We start from the raw sequence: 17583 nt of genomic DNA, 5'->3' as shown, positions 1-17583 counted from the left end.
AGGTACGAAATAATATACCTAGTATTTTAAAATTGCCTTCTTTTCAAAACATATTATCATACATATACTCATTAACATATTAACTAAACCTCAAAAAGGAGCGTGTCTATATGAAAAATGCAAGAGATAGAAAAATGAAAATCGTACTGCAAATGGTCTCAGGATACGGTGGAGAATTTAAATCATGGCGTATGCCAGGTGCCGTTGTGGATGCTTATACGAATATAGATAATTATGTTGAAAAAGCCAAAATTGCTGAGAGAGGTAAGATACATTCTTTATTCATAGCAGATACACCATCTCTTACAAATGATATAAGCATAAATTCTCCTATGCATTCATTAGATCCACTTTTACTTTTAACAGCTGTCGCTAGAGAAACGAAACACATTGGGTTAGTAGCTACTTACTCGACTACTTTTAATGAACCATACAATTTAGCACGTCATTTAAAAACATTAGATATCATGAGCAATGGTCGAGCAGGTTGGAATGCGGTTACCACATCTAACCCCACTACTGCATTAAATTTCGGTCAACATTTACCAAGTCGAAATGTCAGATATGATATGGCGCATGAACATATTAGTGCTGTTCAATCACTATGGGGAAGCTTTGGTAAAGACGCTTATAAACTTGATGCTACTTCTGGTCAGTTTATAGATACTAATGAAGTAAATCTTGCAAATTATAATGGACAATATTATCAAACAAGAGGTCCTCTACCCATACCTCCATCCCCTCAATATCAACCTCCTATATTCCAAGCAGGTGGTGGTGAAAAAGGTATTGAACTTGCGGGTAGATTTGCATCAGGTGTATACGCAAATCCATTTACTAAAGAAGAAGCTCTTTTACAACGAACATTATTACGGGAAAGTGCAGAAGCACATGGTCGTAATCCAAATGATATTAAAATGTTCGCTGGATTTATGTTTTCAATTGGTAAGACCAAAGAAGAGGCACTAAATAGAAGACGAATGCTACTTGATTTTGCACCTAAAGAAACTGAACAACATGTAGCTTATTTGGGACAAATGGTTGGGTTATCTTTTAATATTAATACTATAGATATCAATCAGCCATTACCTGAAACATTGCTCAGTCAAGCTCGACCTTCCTTAATGGATCCACGTTCAAATAGAGCACTTGAATTGTTACAAAGTGGACTATCAATTAAAGATGTCTTGGCACATGGTGTGATCAATTATCACCCTGTAGTTGTTGGTACTCCAGAAATGATCGCAGATTTTCTAGAGGACTGGTATCTATCTGATGCTGCCGATGGATTTTCTATTGTTCCAGATAGCACTCATGATGGTGTAGAAGACTTTGTTGATAAGGTTATTCCTATTTTACAAGAAAGAGGGCTTTTCCATTTAGACTATGAAGGAGAAACTTTACGAGATGAACTTGATGTCTCTTATGAATACGGATTAAATCGTTAAAATTGATTAGATATAAAGGAAGTGGGACAGAAATAATATTTTATTAAAATTTATTTCGATGTCCCAGCCTGTATTATGTTCTTTATTTATCATATTTGGTGTTATAGTAATTATTCGTTAAGGATATGATTTTTATCCTTAAACAAAAGGAAGATGCATATGAAACGAAAAACAAGAAAGCGTATATATCTTACACTTATGGCTATAGATTTAAGTACCGTACTTATAATTATAGGGTTCACTGATATGCCCTATAGCGGCAGACAATATTTCGGCTATGCTTTTACAATATTACTGACACTATATTGTTTAGTTCCAAGTACGAAAGACAAACAAAATGACGATGATAATTAAGTTTATTTAATACTACCTATGCCTTTAAGCGCTTCATGATATGGTAATGTTAATTCGTTACATGTCATAACTTTTCCTTCATCGTTAAATGTAAACTCTGCATACACTTCTATGATGCCTTGGTTTCCGTTCTTTTTCTCTACTTCTACGTCATAACGTAGAAACACTGCATTTTGATCTTCATCAATGATCATCGTTTTAAAATGACTGATTTTCAAACTTGAAACAACTTCTTTTAACTTTTTAAGATGTGCTTTAAACTCATCAAAATTAGTGGAAACATGATCTGTCGTTTGTACGTATGTGGGCGCAAAATAGTTATTTATTTTATTCAAATTCAAATCAATTAAGATGTCATTATAAAGTGATTTTATCGTAGTTTTTAAGTCTATTTTGTTCATGATAAAACTCCTTTAATCAATTATTATATAATTACAATTGAAATAATTTCATTTCAATAATAGTGTAACAATAAAATAAATAATATACATCTTTCATCTTAAAAGTATCGTATATCGCTTAGTTCCTTAAATAAAAAAGGGAACAGTGCGTTCACACATGCTTCCCTCTTAAAATTTAATATTTGATTTTAATCAATCGTAAATTTTCGTAAACAGTACAGTGAAATCGTTAGTATAAATATACTAGCGACTAACAAGATTGTCTCAGTAGCATCGCTATGTTCTACTATAATAATTCTGACAATCGCTGTAATACCGATATAAATAAAGTACTGTAACGAAAAATGATAATTGTGTTTGAAATATTGAATAATGAGTAGAATAAACTCAATATACATGAACGATACCAATAAATCTTCAATAACTTGGCTATATTTCAAGTCTTTATCTTGTAAAAATAAGTTTTGAAAGAAACCAAAACATTCGGTAAATAAAAATATAACAAGTGTTACCGCAATGAGACCAATACAAATATTAACCGCTAATAACAACAATTTCGAAAACTGTTCACTTATCTTTTCAGGCGTAAATTTCTTCATCTTTTCTCCTTAATGAACCCTTCACTATTTAACTTATAGTAAATAGATTATTCAATTCATTTTAGCATAACTAGTGAACTTCATATATATCATTCAATTCTTTATAAATAATTTCATAATATGTTTTGAGGTGGATTCTATTTAAGTCTCCTATAACGTAGAATTCCTTTTTAGCTCTTGTGACCGCCACGTTAAGCAAATTAGGTTTTTCGCATGACCAATTTACTGCCCCATCTTGTGTATTATCTGTACCTACTACAAAATATACTTTCTGTGCTTCTTTACCTTGAAATGTATGAACAGTTCCGATTGACTTATCTATCCATTTATTAATTTTACTTTTTTCTATATTTAAGCATTTAGGTAATTCTTTCTTAGCTAAAGCTTTTACTCGTTGTTGAACAGCTGAAAACGGCGATATTACAAATGAACTCGGTTCATTTTCATTATTGTTTAGCGCCTCTTTCCAGTCATTAATTAGTAATTCAACTACTTTAATACCCTGCTCTTTTACATATTGTTTATTAATACTTTTTCCAGTAACATGATACCATCCTGCTTTACCTGGCTTTTGCATGTATTCTGGTAATACCATTTTGTTAGTATAAGCAATCTGATTTGCAATTGTAAACATTGGATTTAAACAACGTCTATGTACCCACAAAGGAATACCTATCCATGTTTTTTGTTGTTCTTCTGAAGTATCTTCTTTCCAAAATCCGTATTGATTAGCATAATCGGCTACAGATTGAACGGAAGACACTTTAGATAATAATCGTTCTGGAATGTTATAACTTTTTCTAATGTTATCAATAAGATGACTTTCTAATGTTACTACTGGTTCGATTTGTATTGGATCTCCAACAGCCACTACGTTTTTGGAACGGTACAATGCTCCAACCGCTGATTGTGGAACGGCTTGACCTGCTTCATCAATAAACAAGTAATCAATAAAATCTTTTGGAATGCCTTGATACATAGACTTAAAACTTGCGAACGTAGTACTAACAATTGGGAATATTAAATGTATTACATTCCATGCGTTACATACTACTTCAGGCTTGGCATCTATTAATTTACGTCGATTTTTAAAGTTATTTAAATTTGCAAATATGGTCGTAGAATTGGCAATCAACAATAACTTGTGCAATATCATTGATCTTACGAAAAGCATAGCTCTTCTATACTGTAATTCATCACTTGTCCATAAATTTGACATCTGTCTCTTAGCATAAATTTTTTTCCCATTATTCCAAAAATCTTTTGTCGGCATATCAATACTAGTCTGAGTACAGAATTCATTATATCTTTGAACAACTTCATTATAACTTTTTTGTTGTTTATAAACTTTTGCTAATTCGTTATTTAAATAATCCTTTTCTTTAGATTTGTTAGCAATATCATTTTCTTTATCTTGTTTATATTTTTCTAATTCAATTTTTCGCTCTAAAATTTGCTTTTTCTCTTCTAAATATTTTTGGTACTTTTCATCAGTTTCGGAACTAAACATTGACTTTATCTTATTCATTAAGCTATGTTGTCCAGATGTATGCAAATATTCATTTATTATATCAATCTGTTTATCTTTATCGTTCATTTGTTTATTTAACTGATTAATTTCTTCTTTATATTCCTCTAATTCATCTTCTATTTTCTCTAATTTTTCACTTGATTTTTGTTCTCTTACTTTTAAATTTTGATTTTCAGTTAAAGCTTTTTCATATTTTTTGTATACCTTATATGCTTCAATAGACTTCTCTTTTAATTTTTTTACATTCTCTAATTCATCTAAAAATGCTTTCTTATGATATTTCCATTCTTTCTTGATATCTTCATTACTTAATTGATTATTTTCATTTTGAAGTAACTTAGCAAGTCCCACATTATCTTGATCATTTTTTAACAAGTGGTTTAATACTTTATTAATATTTTCATTTTTTCCAAATACACCAGAGAATAATCCCCACGCATCTTCACCAATCAAATCATTCGCTATACTAGCAAAATCCTGTAATTCTTCTATTAATTCTGCATAATCTGTTTCATACTCCGGAAACGCACATTCTTTTGGGTTTCTAATTATTTCATCTATTTTAGGTAAATCTTTAGAAATATTTTCAACAGCTCCGTTATTACTTGAAGCAACAACCATTTTATGTCGAGCAATCGAATCTTTAAGTAAATATACCGGTTTCTCATCAGTTTCATGTATTTTAGTTGGTTTAAATGCTTGTTTAGGGTGGCTTAATTGAGCTAATTCTTTACCACGTTCAACTACAAAATGTGCAAAAATATCTTTTAATAGTGTAGTCTTCCCAGTCCCAGGAGGGCCATTAACTGAATTAATTTGTTGACTGCAACTTGTTATTTGATTAACTGCAACTTGTTGCATTAGTGAAAGTCTATGTTCAGTTTGGGAAGGCCAACGTCCGTCAGGAAGATTTGATGGATGTAGAAATTTCTCAATTTCTTCTTTATTTTCATCAATTTCTACCCGTTGTTGCTCACCTATGCCTTCTATATATTTAATTAACGTTTGATTAGGAGATTTTCTAGCCATTTCTATATCTGTTATAAAGAAACTGTTAAATTCTGGTTTTGGTAATTCATCTTTTCCAATAAATTCAATTGCAACATAATTAGGAAACAAGCCACTATTGTCACTATGTAAAACTGAAAAATACTTATCATATACTTTATCTATTTGATTAAGTTTTCGTTCATTGATAGGTTCATCGGCTAAAATCTCATTTACCTTTTGCTTAAATTTTTCTACTGAATCCTCAAACTTTTTTTCAATATCAGCATTTTTATCTTTTTCAATTTCCTTTAAAGCACTCATAATCATTGGAATGTGTATACTATCCATCAAAACATAGCCATTCTCATCAGTATTAAATGTATAACCATAACAATGTGTTGAGTTAGGGTTATATATTTCAGAATGGCTATTAAAGATATCTTGAATCTTTAAATTAATTTCGTTATAACGAAAACAGTTTCTATAGAACTTAAAGATTATTTCCCCACTTTTTCTCTTTTCATCTGATATAACAAAACGTTCTTCATTCCAAATATCAAAATATTCATTGAAAGTTTGTAACTGAGTTTGCTTATTACCATTCTTAAAATGTTCTTCAGATAATGTATCTTCTGTCGAATAATCTACCTTTCCCGGACTTAAAGATTCGATTAATAACCATGAAGATAATGTATCTTTAACTAAATATTTCATATGACCCCATCCTTAAATATTTAATTTATACTTATCGCTATTTTAACAAATAAATTAAATATACTAATAGACTTTCAAAATTATTATCAACAGTTTTACCTGAGCCTATCTTTCATGGTATATAAAAGTAGTTGCTACAACGAACATTTTTGAAGGGGGTTTTTGTACAATCATTAAATCATACACCCCTTTCACACTCTACAATTAGTCAACTTCACTTTGTATATCTCCCCCCTTTGTGGTAATATCATTATGCGTAAAAATGCGAGATACTAATAAAGAAGAAGGTTTAAATATATTATGAAGGAAAATTTTTGGAGTGAATTGCCACGGCCATTTTTTATTTTGGCACCTATGGAGGACGTGACAGATATTGTCTTTCGTCATGTGGTAAGTGAAGCAGCGAGACCGGATGTGTTTTTCACTGAATTTACAAATACTGCAAGCTTTTGTCACCCTGAAGGGATTCACAGTGTGCGTGGTCGCTTAACGTTTAGTGAAGATGAGCAGCCTATGGTAGCGCATATTTGGGGCGATCAACCTGAACAGTTCCGTGAAATGAGTATTGGTTTAGCGGAGATGGGATTTAAGGGCATTGATTTAAATATGGGATGTCCTGTTGCAAATGTTGCTCAAAAAGGTAAAGGATCTGGCCTTATTCTTAGACCTGAAGTGGCCGCTGAAATTATTCAAGCAACGAAAGCGGGAGGTCTACCGGTAAGTGTTAAAACACGTCTTGGTTTCTATGAAATAGATGAATGGCGTGATTGGTTAAAACATGTCTTCGAACAAGACATCGCGAACTTATCGATCCATCTACGTACACGTAAAGAAATGAGTAAAGTTGATGCGCATTGGGAATTAATTGAAGCGATTAAACAATTACGTGATGAGGTAGCACCTAATACTTTATTAACAATTAATGGCGATATTCCAGATAGACAAACTGGACTTGAACTTGCCGAAAAATATGGCATTGATGGTGTGATGATTGGCAGAGGCATATTCCACAATCCATTTGCCTTTGAAAAAGAACCACGCGAACATACAAGCGAAGAACTACTAGGTCTATTACGATTACATCTATCATTATTCCAAAAATATGATAAAGATGAAGACCGACAATTCAAAAGTTTACGTAGATTCTTTAAAATTTACGTACGTGGCATTAAAGGGGCGAGTCAACTACGTCATCAATTAATGAACACACAATCCATCGCTGAAGCACGCGAATTACTAGATGAATTCGAAGCACAAAGAGAAAAACGCAAAGAATTATAATTAATTTCAAAATAAAACAATCCCCTGCTGATTATATGGTTAACAGGGGATTTTATTTATAAAAGCTCATTTTTACTATTAAAATATTCTATATATACAAAGATAATAACGTCACCATAAAGATGCTAAATCAAGATAACAAATCAAAATAATTAAACAGAACCTAGTTTAATGTAAAATCTTTAATTCTATCTTTACAATTTGCATCCTTTTAAATTTCATATGCTTTATTATTAGCTTGTTTGCATATATCCAAGAATATTGTCATCAATTTATTCACTACTTACTTTTTCCAAAATTCTTTAATTCTATTTGCATCACTATGACCTTGTATTGTTCCAAGTTCAAACATGTCCGGACGGATCGATGGATCAACCGTATTGCCACCTAATTCATTTAACTTCGCAAGTACTTCATCACTAGGTGTAATTAATATAACTTCTGAACCACTTTGCTCTAACTCTTGAATGGCATCTTTAAGTTTATACGGTGTCGTAACAGGAAGATTTGTCGCTAAGATTAATACTTTCTTAGCACCTTTTGCTAGATCCGCATTTTCCATTGAATGACAACCACCATCGAAGTGTTTAACACCGTTAATAGTAGTTGTAGGCCAAACACCTGGTAATGAGCCACTTGCAGCCATAGCTGTATGTATATCAACATTTGAATTAGTTGTAAGTGCTACTCTTTCTGCCTTATCAACATTAATAGCAGTAATCATTAAATTTTCAGGCCACTCATTCATCTTAATTCTATTTTTAAGACGATTAATATGCACTGATTCATCAAATTTATTATGTTCTAAAGCATAAACACTATAATTTTCAATCCATTCTTTAGGTGTATCAGATGTTTCTTGAATTTCTTTATATCTACTAAATATATCCGACATGTTACTACTTGGTGGTGTTTCATCAGATTTAGGTGCAATCTGTTCATTATATATTTCTTCCCAAGATTTTTGAGATGTAATACCAGTAGCCGCTTGTGCTCCACCTGAAGTTCCAATTACTACATCAGCTTGTCGAATGTTAATACCATCCTCAGAAAGGGCTGAAAGATAACCCAATTCCCAACCGATAGCAAGTGAACCACCGCCACCTAATACAATAGCATGATTGAAAATTTCTTTATTATTCATACATATACTCCCTTATTACATATAATTTAAGCCATTATACTATGTGAAACAAACAAAGTCATATAAATGTACTTCAGAACATTTATTATGACGAAAAAGTCTGTAATGATAACTTTTGAGTTTTCATCAAATTAATCATATTGAAATCACGCCTTAATTCTGTATGTGTCCTCCTAATTTTCAATCTAAAAAAATTAAATGACACCTAAATTTATCTAGCAAAACAATTGTTTTTATTAACATGTCTTTTGATTATATATTTTAAAAATTTATATAGAAAAGCGTGGCAAAATACATTAATATAAATTTAAACTAATTATTGAATGGGGATGATTATGTGAAGAAAGTTTTCGCGAGTTTAGGGGTTATTTTATTAGTTGTAATATTGGGCGTTGCTATTGTATTTGCATATGGGAGTTACAAAGATTTAGAACTTAAAAAAGAAGAAGCTAAGCTAGAGGATGAGAAGAATAAGAAAATCGATAAAAACAAAACTACAGAAAATGAAAATCAAAACCAGATTAATAATCAAACAATTACAGCACCAAATGAAAAAGCACAACTAGGAGTTCAAGAAAAAAGTGCGGATAAAAATGATCCTAATGGTGTGCTTAGATTTGATACAAACGGAGATGGATTTATCTCAACTAGTGAAGTAACACCAGAAGCTCAAAAATTAGTTGATGAAGGTAAACTACAGCCATCTTCAGATAGAATGGTTGAAGAGTGGACTAAGAATAAAAATAATGTAGATAATACGTATGACTATGATGAATCATATAAAAAACAACAAGAAATGTACAAAAAAGCTGCTCGTGGCGAAGTTCCTGAACCTGGAGAAACAATAAAATAAAAAGCACTAGCTACAATTGCGATATTTATAATTTTTGGCATATTATCACTTGTTGTTTTTTGTTACAACAAATATCAAGAAGTAGAAATAGAAAAAATAAATTACAGGCTAAGCAAAAAGAAAATAATGGAAGTAACTCTCGAAGTATTAGTAAAAACTCTAATAATGAGAATCAATCAAATGAAAGTCCAAGTAATAGTCAAGTAAAAACGCAAACTACAACCCACGAAACTGCAAAGAATCAACAAAAGGTAACTAGAGATAACGTTTTTGATTATGCTATTGCAGCTATAAATAAAATGGGAAATGCAGATTTATTAAAATTTCAAGAACCTGAATACAATGGTTCAGAATGGACAATTAATGCAAATAATAAATCCGATGCAGAAGCTAATACTATCGTAGTTAAAGATGATGGAACGGTGTAAATTTGGAATGGTCCTAAAACATCTATAGACTATGAAACTAAAATTGAATTATAATCAAAAAACCAAGATTTACATTAACACTTACGAGTGAAATAAATCTTGGTTTAATTTTTGCGGATTTATAGAAACTTTCGACACTGTAAAGTAAAAAAAATACAGAAACATTACAGATAGAATTGCAACACCTAGATAAAATTATACAAAAACAGCTCAAATTAAATAAACTTTCCATTGATTAAAAAGATAGAAGGAGCTCAATATTAGAGAGCCTTCTATCTTTTTAACAAATTCACTGATAAGCCGAAAGTTTATTAAAAACCCCGCATCACTTATGATACGCTTCGCCTCGCATTATCTTGAATGCTCGATACACTTGTTCTATCAAAACGACGCGCATCATTTGGTGTGGGAAGGTCATCTTGCTGAATGATAGGGCGTAATTGCTGCGTTGTAAGACGTCTTGATGTAGGCCGTTGGATCCGCCTATCACAAATACAAAGTCGCTTTGGCCTTGTGTCATGCGTTGGTTGAGTTCTTTAGCGAGGCCTTCTGATGACAACATTTTACCTTCAATTTCTAAGGTAATCACAGTTGCTTGTGGTTTGATTTTAGCTAATAGACGTTGGCCTTCCTTTTCTTTGACTTGTTCAATTTCTTTATCACTCATGTTTTCTGGTGCTTTTTCATCTGGCACTTCTATCATTTCAATTTTGGTATATGCACCTAATCGCTTTTCATATTCTGCGATTGCTTGTTTCCAGTATTTTTCTTTAAGTTTTCCAACTGACAGAATTGTAATTTTCATAATATCCTCCGAGATGTACTTGTTAGAGTTATCCACAAGTTATCAACTTGTTCACACTATTCCCTCTTATTGTATCAGTTTCTCCTCATATTTTTTATAAATTTTTATGATTTATGCACAAAATCTGTGGAACAACCTGTTATTTTGTGGATAAGTATGTGTACAATGTGGGTATTTCTGTGTGTATTGTACACAATTCTGGATAACTATGAACAATTCAGTGGATAACTTCCCGATAGTCTTAATTATTTTTATCAAGTTATCCCCTATAAATATGACTTTTAAGACTTACTTCTACCACTTGTCCACAGAAATAGTATAAAAAAAGAGCGAGACTTTCCGTCTCACTCCCGTCTAAAATTTCATTATAAAGTATAAATAGGTGTCGCTTGTGCTTTATCCGTATCACATAGTAATACTTCCTTTTCAGTATCTATATCATGTTGGTTTAGCACTTGTCCTACACTCATACGTGCTAAATCTTTCATATTATTATCTTGAGATAAATGTGAGAGATATATACGCTTTGTATTACCGGTAATCACATCAGTCATTGCTAAACCTGCATCTTCATTCGATACGTGTCCCATATCTCCTAAAATACGTTGCTTCGTCTTCCAAGGGTAACGACACATACGTAACATATCCACATCATGATTACTCTCAAAGATAAAGGCATCACTACCACGAATCATACCTTTCATTCTATCTGAAACATAACCTGTATCAGTTAAAATCGTAAATTTCTTATGATCATTATGGAAAATATAAAATTGTGGATCTATCGCATCATGAGAGACGTTAAATGACTCAATATCAAAACCAGCGATTGACTGCGTTTCATACGGATTAAAAATAAATTTCTGATCCATTGGAATACGGTTATCTTTCTTCTCAATTGCTTGCCATGTCTTTTCATTCGCATATATAGGCAAGTTATATTTACGTGCTAAGACACCTAGACCTTTAATATGATCAATATGTTCATGAGTCACTAATATCCCGTTTAAATCTTTAATATTTCGGTCGATTTGGCCAAAGAGTTCTTCCATCTTCTTACCCGTTAGGCCTACATCGACAAGGATACTTCCTTTTTCATTTTCAACAAATGTGGCATTACCAGTACTACCACTTGCTAATACACTCATGCGTATCAAGCGGCTCATCCTTTCTAATTGAAGCACTCATCCCTCTTAGTGACGTAAGAGTGCCTTCCGTATCATTTTTCTATTATTCTTTTAGTTAGTAATTAACTTTTTGAGCCGGAGACATAAACAAATGTTTCAGGCTATCATTTTGTATTGGCAGTAGTTGGGCTGAATTGATTTTCACTTAACTCAAGTTTTTCAATTCTAGTCAACCTTGCCGTGGTGGAACAACGAAATCAATTTTAATAAAATGTTATTTCTGTCCCACTTCCACCCGTTCTTAAAATAGCTTATATTATACTATACCAATTCTTATATTAATCTGCCAATACTCCGTTTTTTAAACTACTCGCATAATGATAATTCTATTTTTTATCTTCACTATTTAATATTTCAAAAAAGTACAATCTTATTCATAACTTAAAAATATACATAAAAAAACTGCCGACAATGTTAAAAACGTTGTCGACAGTTTAATATTCAGTCTTGCTCCCTACTTGTCTATTACTTTTGGATTAGTGCTTGTGGCCTCGACGTAATAGGTTTGTGTGCTGTCTTTGCCGTTGTGTTTGACTTTGATTTCCCAGTTAGGTTGTAGTAGTTGCACGTTTGTTTCTTTAACGACTGAATAGTAGCCTAAACGTGCGTCTATCACTTCATCATGACGTTTGAGGTAACGGTTGTAATATAAAGCTTCTATAGCCTTTCTCGGGCCTATGACTTGGTTTTTACTACTGTTTGATCCTTTAGCCGCTTCAATGTTGTCCATCATTGTCTGTTTATAGCTTGTTGCTTTACCGTTATCTATATTAAAGCTAAGTCTAGCTCTACTGTTATTCATAATTGGATAACCTTGATAAGTTTGCTCAAAAGTCATTGTATCTGAACCGAGTTTACTCAATTGGTAATATTTACCTTTATAAACATTGTCTTTCATGTAATTCTTAATGTCTTTAAGATTTTTATCACTGACGTTAACGGTACTACCGATATCGCCATCAAGTAACTTTCCTGATTCCGATGCGCTCAAGCTTGAACGTTCTTTGGCATAACTTGAGAAATCTTTAGATTCTGCTGTGATTTGTTGCATATGCGTATCTTTCACATCTTTGTTCAAGACGTCGTCAGGGACTTTAATTTCTTCTTGTTGGAAGTTTACGCGATTATTACTTTCCGCTTCGTTAATTTGTGATTTATTTACTTTATCAATATAAATCACGACGAGGAAGATGTTCACAAGAATAAATACGAAAATGAATAAGGTCTTAGTCAATTTCCAGTTCATTTATTCTAGCCCCCCATCTTTATACGCATACCACTTACCGTCATATTCGACATACCAACGAGGTGTAAACTCACTATTGCGTTGTACTTCGATATCATCGTTGTTAGGTCGATCATCCATATCATAACCTACCGCGATGTTAGTCACACGCTCGAAGTCGATATTACTATTGTTAGCAAGTCCTGAACGAACAGATTCTGCACTTTCAAGTGATTTTTTATCACCACTATTCAAGATTACATCCGTTCTTAGTAATGAGCGTCGATAACCAAAGACGCCTTTTTCACCCCAGGTAACTTGAATCTCATTTAAATCTTGTTTGTTAAACGTAGGATAACCATTTAAGAAGCGTTGATATGTTAATTCACCACTCATATTATCTGTGCTAAACAGACGGTAGTCTTCGCCTAAGAAGCCTCCATGACCATTGAGGAATTCGAATGTACCACCAATAGTATCTTCCATATTAGTTGAACTTTTCTCATCTTCTGATAAGTTTCTATAATGGTATTTCTCACTCTTATCATTGTAATTGGCTACACCTGTATTATTGTTGTAAGTTGTCACGCCACTTTGTGCACTACGGACAATCGTTGAATCATTGAATAATACGGAATTCATTTTTTCAACGTTAATAATATTGAATACCATACGATATGTCTTAATATCTTTTGGCTTTTTAGGTGCAAAAATGTGTGTGGCTTTATCAATTGTTTCTTTATTAGTAATGATTTCAGTATATTTCTCCATATCTGATTTCAGACTAGTTAATGACTGATTAACATCTTGACCTTTAACGGATGTCTTCATTTTAACGACTTGATGTCTATCTTTACTAATTGCATATAATACGACGCGTCCTTCGTGGTCTTGATCTATTAGTAGTCGATTAAAGTTAAAATGACGCGGTGTCTTAGCATCAATATCTAAAACTTGGCTTAAATATGTTGATAACGGTAGATCATACGTAAAATCAAGAACGATAAAATTATCACTCAGTTCTGGAATAATTAAATTATGATTTCGTTTTAAATGTTGTACTGAAACAATATCTTTATCTTTTAAAGGACTAATTATTTTTGAAATTGCATGTCCTTTTGCGGGCATACCTTCTGTTTTCTCACCATTAGAATGAATAATTTGAAACGGTGTGATGGTACTATCCATTTTAGCCGTTCCCGGTTTACTAATGGGTTTAGTGTTGTCCCTCTTATTCTCCGGCGTACTATCTGCATTAGATAAGTCGGGCGAGAAATTCCAAACCATATAAGTTAAGACGATACTCATTAGCACGAGTAAGACGAGGATAATCGTTTTGATGTGTTCTTTACTATTCATCCCAATCACCGTCTTCAATGATTTCGCATGGTAGTGTTATGAAGATAGATGTACCTTGGCCTTCCACACTATTGGCCCAAATACGACCGTTATGTGCCTCAACAATTTCTTTTGAGATGGCTAGTCCAAGACCTGTACCGCCCATTTTACGTGTACGTGCTTTATCGACACGGTAGAATCTATCGAAGATTTTATCTACTTTATTAATAGGGATACCGATACCATTATCTTTAATACGAATTGTCATTCTATTGTAAAGTGCATTTTGTTTCACGTGGAACTCGACGCGTTTATCACCACGAGAATATTTCATTGCATTAGTAATGACGTTATCAAATACTTGCGTCATCTTATCAGGGTCTATTTCAGCGAAAATCGTTTGTTGTGGAATTTCACGGACAAATGTTGTATCTTTAGCAGCCATTTCATGTCGGTTAATAATCTTATTAATAAACATATTAAAGTCGACAATTTCTTTGGTAATTTGATCTGATTCATTATCCATTTTAGATAATTGAAGTAAGTCGTTAACAAGTCGAATCATACGTTTTGTTTCTTCGCGTGTCACGGATAAGAATTGTGGTGCTAAGTTATCATCTTTCCAAGCACCTTCTTCAAGTGCCTCAATATAACTGTTCATAGAAGTTAATGGTGTACGTAATTCATGTGATACGTTAGCTACGAATTCACGACGTTCACGTTCTACTTGTTGTTGTTCTGTTACATCATGTAATACGGCAATGTAACCTGTCACAAAGCCTGTTTCTTGAACAATCGTACTGAAGTTTACACGCGCAATGATGCCTTCTTCTTCATTAATATCTAATAAGAAGCTGTCATTATTTTCTTGAATTTCATCTAATGAAAATTCTTCTTCTAAATTCAATACACTTAGCATGTAATAACCGATAAGGTCTTCTTTAGCCATGCCTAGCATTTTAAGTGCCATATCGTTAGCAATACGGACACGTCCACGTCTATCTGTCGCTAAGATACCATCACTCATATGTGTGATAACAGAGTCTAAACGACGTTTCTCACTTTCAGTATTCGCTTGTGCTTCTTGTACCCTCTTGGATAAATTATTGAATGCAAGTGCGAGTTCACCGATTTCGTCATTACCATAAATCTTAACACGCTGCGTATAGTTACCTTTAGACATCTCGACCGTCTGGTTACGCATGTCGGTAATAGGTTTGGTAATGGTTCGCGCAATGAAGAATCCGAGTATCACAGTAATAAATAATGAAATAGCGGTACCTACGATAAAGATTTGGTTAATATTGTTAAGTTGGTTATATACATCATTGATTTTCGATTCTATGTAAATATTACCTATCGTTTGTTTATCAACTTTAACTGGTATGTTATAAACCCAAACCCGTTCCTTACCATTACCATAGTCTTTTAACACCATATGGTTGTTACTTTGACCAAGTGATAATGCCTTTTGAACAGAGCTATCGTTGGCTTTTTGATTGATTAAATCGCGGTTAGACTGCTTGGTTGTTGCCATAATAATTTGGTCTTTGTCTATAAAGCGGATTTCACCAATTTCTTGACGGTTGGCATACTCGCTCAAAAGATTTTGTATATCCTTTTGAGCGTTGACCGAACCTTTTTCGTTATATACTTTTTCAATGCTTACATCTAATTGTTTTGCATATTGTGTAATGTTCTTTTTAAAATTATCGAGTAATTCCTTTTCCAAACTATTAGTAAAATATAGACCAATAATTTGCATACCAATAATAATCAGTAAGACATAGACAATGACCAGTTTCGTGTGAAGGGATTGGAGTTGTTTTAGCCACTTCATTCAACTAAACCTCTAATCATGTTGTTGGAGGAAGTATCCAACGCCTCTACGTGTCACAATGTATTCTGGGTGTGATGGATCGTCTTCGATTTTTTCACGTAAACGGCGAATCGTTACGTCTACTGTACGTACATCTCCAAAGTAATCATAACCCCACACAGTTTGTAATAAATGTTCACGTGTCATTACTTGGCCCATATGTTTAGAAAGATAATGGAACAACTCAAATTCACGGTGTGTTAACTCGATGTCATCACCACGTTTTTTAATTGAATACGCATCTGGATAAATGACGATATCTTTAATAGAAATTTCATTTGTTGCGTCATTGACTTCTTGCGCTGGTTGAGAATAATGACGACGTAAGTTTGCTTTTACACGTGCAATTAATTCGCGTGTACTAAATGGTTTCGTCACATAGTCATCTGCACCTAATTCTAATCCTAAAACTTTATCAATTTCAGAATCTTTCGCAGTTAACATGATGATAGGCATTTCGAATTTTTTACGTACTTCACGGCATACTTCCATACCGTCTCTACCAGGTAACATAATGTCTAATAATACGATGTCTGGTTCTTCCTCATATATTAAATCTACAGCGTCGTTACCATCGTACGCGCAGAATACATCGTATCCTTCTTTTTTAAGATTAAATTCTAAAATATCAGCAATTGGTTTTTCATCGTCGACTACCACAACTTTTCTAGCCATATATATAAACCTCATTTCTCAAAGTATAATTCTACCGTTCGTCTTATCTTAATTCGTATCGCTTGAGACCTTTCACGAAGCTCAAAAGCATGTGCTTTTTAAACACAGTTACTACTATCTAATTTACCATTTATGAACGGTTAATTCTATTTTTGTATAAAAAATTATAGAATAATATTATATATAAGTTTACCACCAAAATTCTATATCACAAAATAAGTTGAATGCTTTCAGTAAGCTAAGAATTCAAAAGATATTAATTTCATAATTTTGTAATATTAAAATTTAGTATAAAACCGATTAATTCAATGTTTTTCATTTGCTTCTTACGATAATTAGGGAAATGTTAAGTTTCGATTGCCAAATGTCATCGACTTGTAAAATGGGGAACAATCATTAAATAAAGTGGCATTACTTTCATTGATAATAAAAGGACATAAAAAAATGCCTACCCTCTTGGGTAGGCAATACGGTCTCGACGGGAATCGAACCCGCGATCTCCTGCGTGACAGGCAGGCGTGTTAACCGCTACACTACGAGACCTAAAAAATGGTGACTCCTACGGGACTCGAACCCGTGTTACCGCCGTGAAAGGGCGGTGTCTTAACCGCTTGACCAAGGAGCCGTTCTTAAGCACAAGATAGATTATAGCACAGCCAATATTTGAATGACAAGATATTTTTTACATAATTTTAACATTATTTTTAATTAGGCCTGAGACAGTAATAATA

At 32.9% G+C, this 17583-nt stretch carries 15 protein-coding genes and 2 tRNA genes; 5 read left to right on the top strand and 12 right to left on the bottom strand.

Features of this window, described 5'->3' with window-relative positions:
- The first annotated feature begins 110 nt into the window (after positions 1 to 110).
- Together EL082_RS00170 and EL082_RS00165 are read left to right on the top strand one after the other, a co-directional pair.
- The gene (locus tag EL082_RS00170; RefSeq protein WP_103286085.1) at positions 111 to 1448 is read left to right on the top strand and encodes an NtaA/DmoA family FMN-dependent monooxygenase; all 1338 of its coding nucleotides are present in this window, start codon (positions 111 to 113) and stop codon (positions 1446 to 1448) included.
- Between the two features lie 159 nt (positions 1449 to 1607).
- Positions 1608 to 1802: a hypothetical protein gene (locus tag EL082_RS00165; protein ID WP_103286086.1), complete on the top strand. Its 195-nt coding sequence runs from the start codon at positions 1608 to 1610 to the stop codon at positions 1800 to 1802.
- Positions 1803 to 1804: 2 nt separating this feature from the next.
- Here the strand turns inward: EL082_RS00165 and EL082_RS00160 are convergent, their stop codons facing one another.
- The 3 genes from EL082_RS00160 to EL082_RS00150 all read right to left on the bottom strand — a co-directional run bounded on the left by EL082_RS00160 (position 1805) and on the right by EL082_RS00150 (position 6037).
- Positions 1805 to 2203 carry a hypothetical protein gene (locus tag EL082_RS00160; protein ID WP_103286087.1) on the bottom strand — a complete coding sequence of 133 codons (399 nt, stop codon included), beginning with the start codon at positions 2201 to 2203 and terminating at the stop codon, positions 1805 to 1807.
- Positions 2204 to 2391: 188 nt separating this feature from the next.
- Entirely contained in the window at positions 2392 to 2802 is a 411-nt protein-coding gene (locus EL082_RS00155) for a phosphate-starvation-inducible protein PsiE (protein WP_050969463.1), read from the bottom strand.
- 70 nt (positions 2803 to 2872) lie between these two features.
- Entirely contained in the window at positions 2873 to 6037 is a 3165-nt protein-coding gene (locus EL082_RS00150; RefSeq protein ID WP_103286088.1) for a DEAD/DEAH box helicase, read from the bottom strand.
- 300 nt (positions 6038 to 6337) lie between these two features.
- On the opposite strand from EL082_RS00150, the gene EL082_RS00145 reads away from it, so the two are divergent.
- Complete coding sequence (locus tag EL082_RS00145) at positions 6338 to 7318, top strand: tRNA dihydrouridine synthase (protein ID WP_103286089.1); 981 nt, start codon at positions 6338 to 6340, stop codon at positions 7316 to 7318.
- Positions 7319 to 7601: 283 nt separating this feature from the next.
- On the opposite strand, the gene EL082_RS00140 is transcribed toward EL082_RS00145, so the two are convergent.
- Positions 7602 to 8462, bottom strand: coding sequence for a patatin-like phospholipase family protein (locus EL082_RS00140; protein ID WP_103286090.1), 861 nt, complete (start codon positions 8460 to 8462; stop codon positions 7602 to 7604).
- Positions 8463 to 8799: 337 nt separating this feature from the next.
- On the opposite strand from EL082_RS00140, the gene EL082_RS00135 reads away from it, so the two are divergent.
- Positions 8800 to 9315, top strand: a complete 516-nt coding sequence (locus EL082_RS00135) for a hypothetical protein (protein WP_103286091.1) — start codon at positions 8800 to 8802, stop codon at positions 9313 to 9315.
- Positions 9316 to 9374: 59 nt separating this feature from the next.
- Positions 9375 to 9743 carry a hypothetical protein gene (locus EL082_RS00130; protein WP_103286092.1) on the top strand — a complete coding sequence of 123 codons (369 nt, stop codon included), beginning with the start codon at positions 9375 to 9377 and terminating at the stop codon, positions 9741 to 9743.
- A 325-nt stretch (positions 9744 to 10068) separates the two neighbouring features.
- Here EL082_RS00130 and rlmH read toward each other — a convergent pair whose 3' ends face one another.
- The 8 genes from rlmH to EL082_RS00090 form a co-directional block, all read right to left on the bottom strand.
- Positions 10069 to 10548 (bottom strand): 23S rRNA (pseudouridine(1915)-N(3))-methyltransferase RlmH, encoded by a 480-nt coding sequence (gene rlmH / locus EL082_RS00125; RefSeq protein WP_050969469.1) that lies wholly within the window; start codon positions 10546 to 10548, stop codon positions 10069 to 10071.
- 365 nt (positions 10549 to 10913) lie between these two features.
- Positions 10914 to 11714 (bottom strand): MBL fold metallo-hydrolase, encoded by an 801-nt coding sequence (locus EL082_RS00120; protein WP_103286127.1) that lies wholly within the window; start codon positions 11712 to 11714, stop codon positions 10914 to 10916.
- Positions 11715 to 12189: 475 nt separating this feature from the next.
- Positions 12190 to 12981: a two-component system regulatory protein YycI gene (locus tag EL082_RS00115; protein ID WP_103286093.1), complete on the bottom strand. Its 792-nt coding sequence runs from the start codon at positions 12979 to 12981 to the stop codon at positions 12190 to 12192.
- On the bottom strand, positions 12982 to 14319 hold the full coding sequence (gene yycH / locus EL082_RS00110) for a two-component system activity regulator YycH (protein ID WP_103286094.1): 1338 nt from the start codon (positions 14317 to 14319) through the stop codon (positions 12982 to 12984).
- Entirely contained in the window at positions 14312 to 16138 is a 1827-nt protein-coding gene (gene walK, locus EL082_RS00105; RefSeq protein ID WP_103286095.1) for a cell wall metabolism sensor histidine kinase WalK, read from the bottom strand. The genes yycH and walK overlap by 8 nt, the downstream gene beginning before the upstream one ends.
- Before the next feature lie 12 nt (positions 16139 to 16150).
- Positions 16151 to 16852: a response regulator YycF gene (gene yycF, locus EL082_RS00100; protein WP_002451565.1), complete on the bottom strand. Its 702-nt coding sequence runs from the start codon at positions 16850 to 16852 to the stop codon at positions 16151 to 16153.
- 470 nt (positions 16853 to 17322) lie between these two features.
- A tRNA-Asp gene (locus EL082_RS00095) sits at positions 17323 to 17395 on the bottom strand.
- 7 nt (positions 17396 to 17402) lie between these two features.
- Positions 17403 to 17477: transfer RNA gene (locus EL082_RS00090), tRNA-Glu, on the bottom strand.
- Positions 17478 to 17583 lie beyond the last annotated feature (106 nt).

Origin of the sequence: Staphylococcus warneri, from assembly GCF_900636385.1 — a bacterium.
In the GTDB taxonomy this organism is placed as follows: Bacteria; Bacillota; Bacilli; order Staphylococcales; family Staphylococcaceae; genus Staphylococcus; species Staphylococcus warneri.
This window is presented reverse-complemented; position numbering and strand designations above follow the sequence as displayed.

Coding starts and splice junctions, on each gene's coding strand:
- EL082_RS00155 (WP_050969463.1), bottom strand. CDS start 2,802: ATGAAGAAATTTACGCCTGAAAAGATAAGTGAACAGTTTTCGAAATTG.
- rlmH (WP_050969469.1), bottom strand. CDS start 10,548: ATGAAAATTACAATTCTGTCAGTTGGAAAACTTAAAGAAAAATACTGG.
- yycH (WP_103286094.1), bottom strand. CDS start 14,319: ATGAATAGTAAAGAACACATCAAAACGATTATCCTCGTCTTACTCGTG.
- EL082_RS00140 (WP_103286090.1), bottom strand. CDS start 8,462: ATGAATAATAAAGAAATTTTCAATCATGCTATTGTATTAGGTGGCGGT.
- EL082_RS00150 (WP_103286088.1), bottom strand. CDS start 6,037: ATGAAATATTTAGTTAAAGATACATTATCTTCATGGTTATTAATCGAA.
- EL082_RS00170 (WP_103286085.1), top strand. CDS start 111: ATGAAAAATGCAAGAGATAGAAAAATGAAAATCGTACTGCAAATGGTC.
- walK (WP_103286095.1), bottom strand. CDS start 16,138: ATGAAGTGGCTAAAACAACTCCAATCCCTTCACACGAAACTGGTCATT.
- EL082_RS00165 (WP_103286086.1), top strand. CDS start 1,608: ATGAAACGAAAAACAAGAAAGCGTATATATCTTACACTTATGGCTATA.
- EL082_RS00115 (WP_103286093.1), bottom strand. CDS start 12,981: ATGAACTGGAAATTGACTAAGACCTTATTCATTTTCGTATTTATTCTT.
- yycF (WP_002451565.1), bottom strand. CDS start 16,852: ATGGCTAGAAAAGTTGTGGTAGTCGACGATGAAAAACCAATTGCTGAT.
- EL082_RS00120 (WP_103286127.1), bottom strand. CDS start 11,714: ATGAGCCGCTTGATACGCATGAGTGTATTAGCAAGTGGTAGTACTGGT.
- EL082_RS00160 (WP_103286087.1), bottom strand. CDS start 2,203: ATGAACAAAATAGACTTAAAAACTACGATAAAATCACTTTATAATGAC.
- EL082_RS00145 (WP_103286089.1), top strand. CDS start 6,338: ATGAAGGAAAATTTTTGGAGTGAATTGCCACGGCCATTTTTTATTTTG.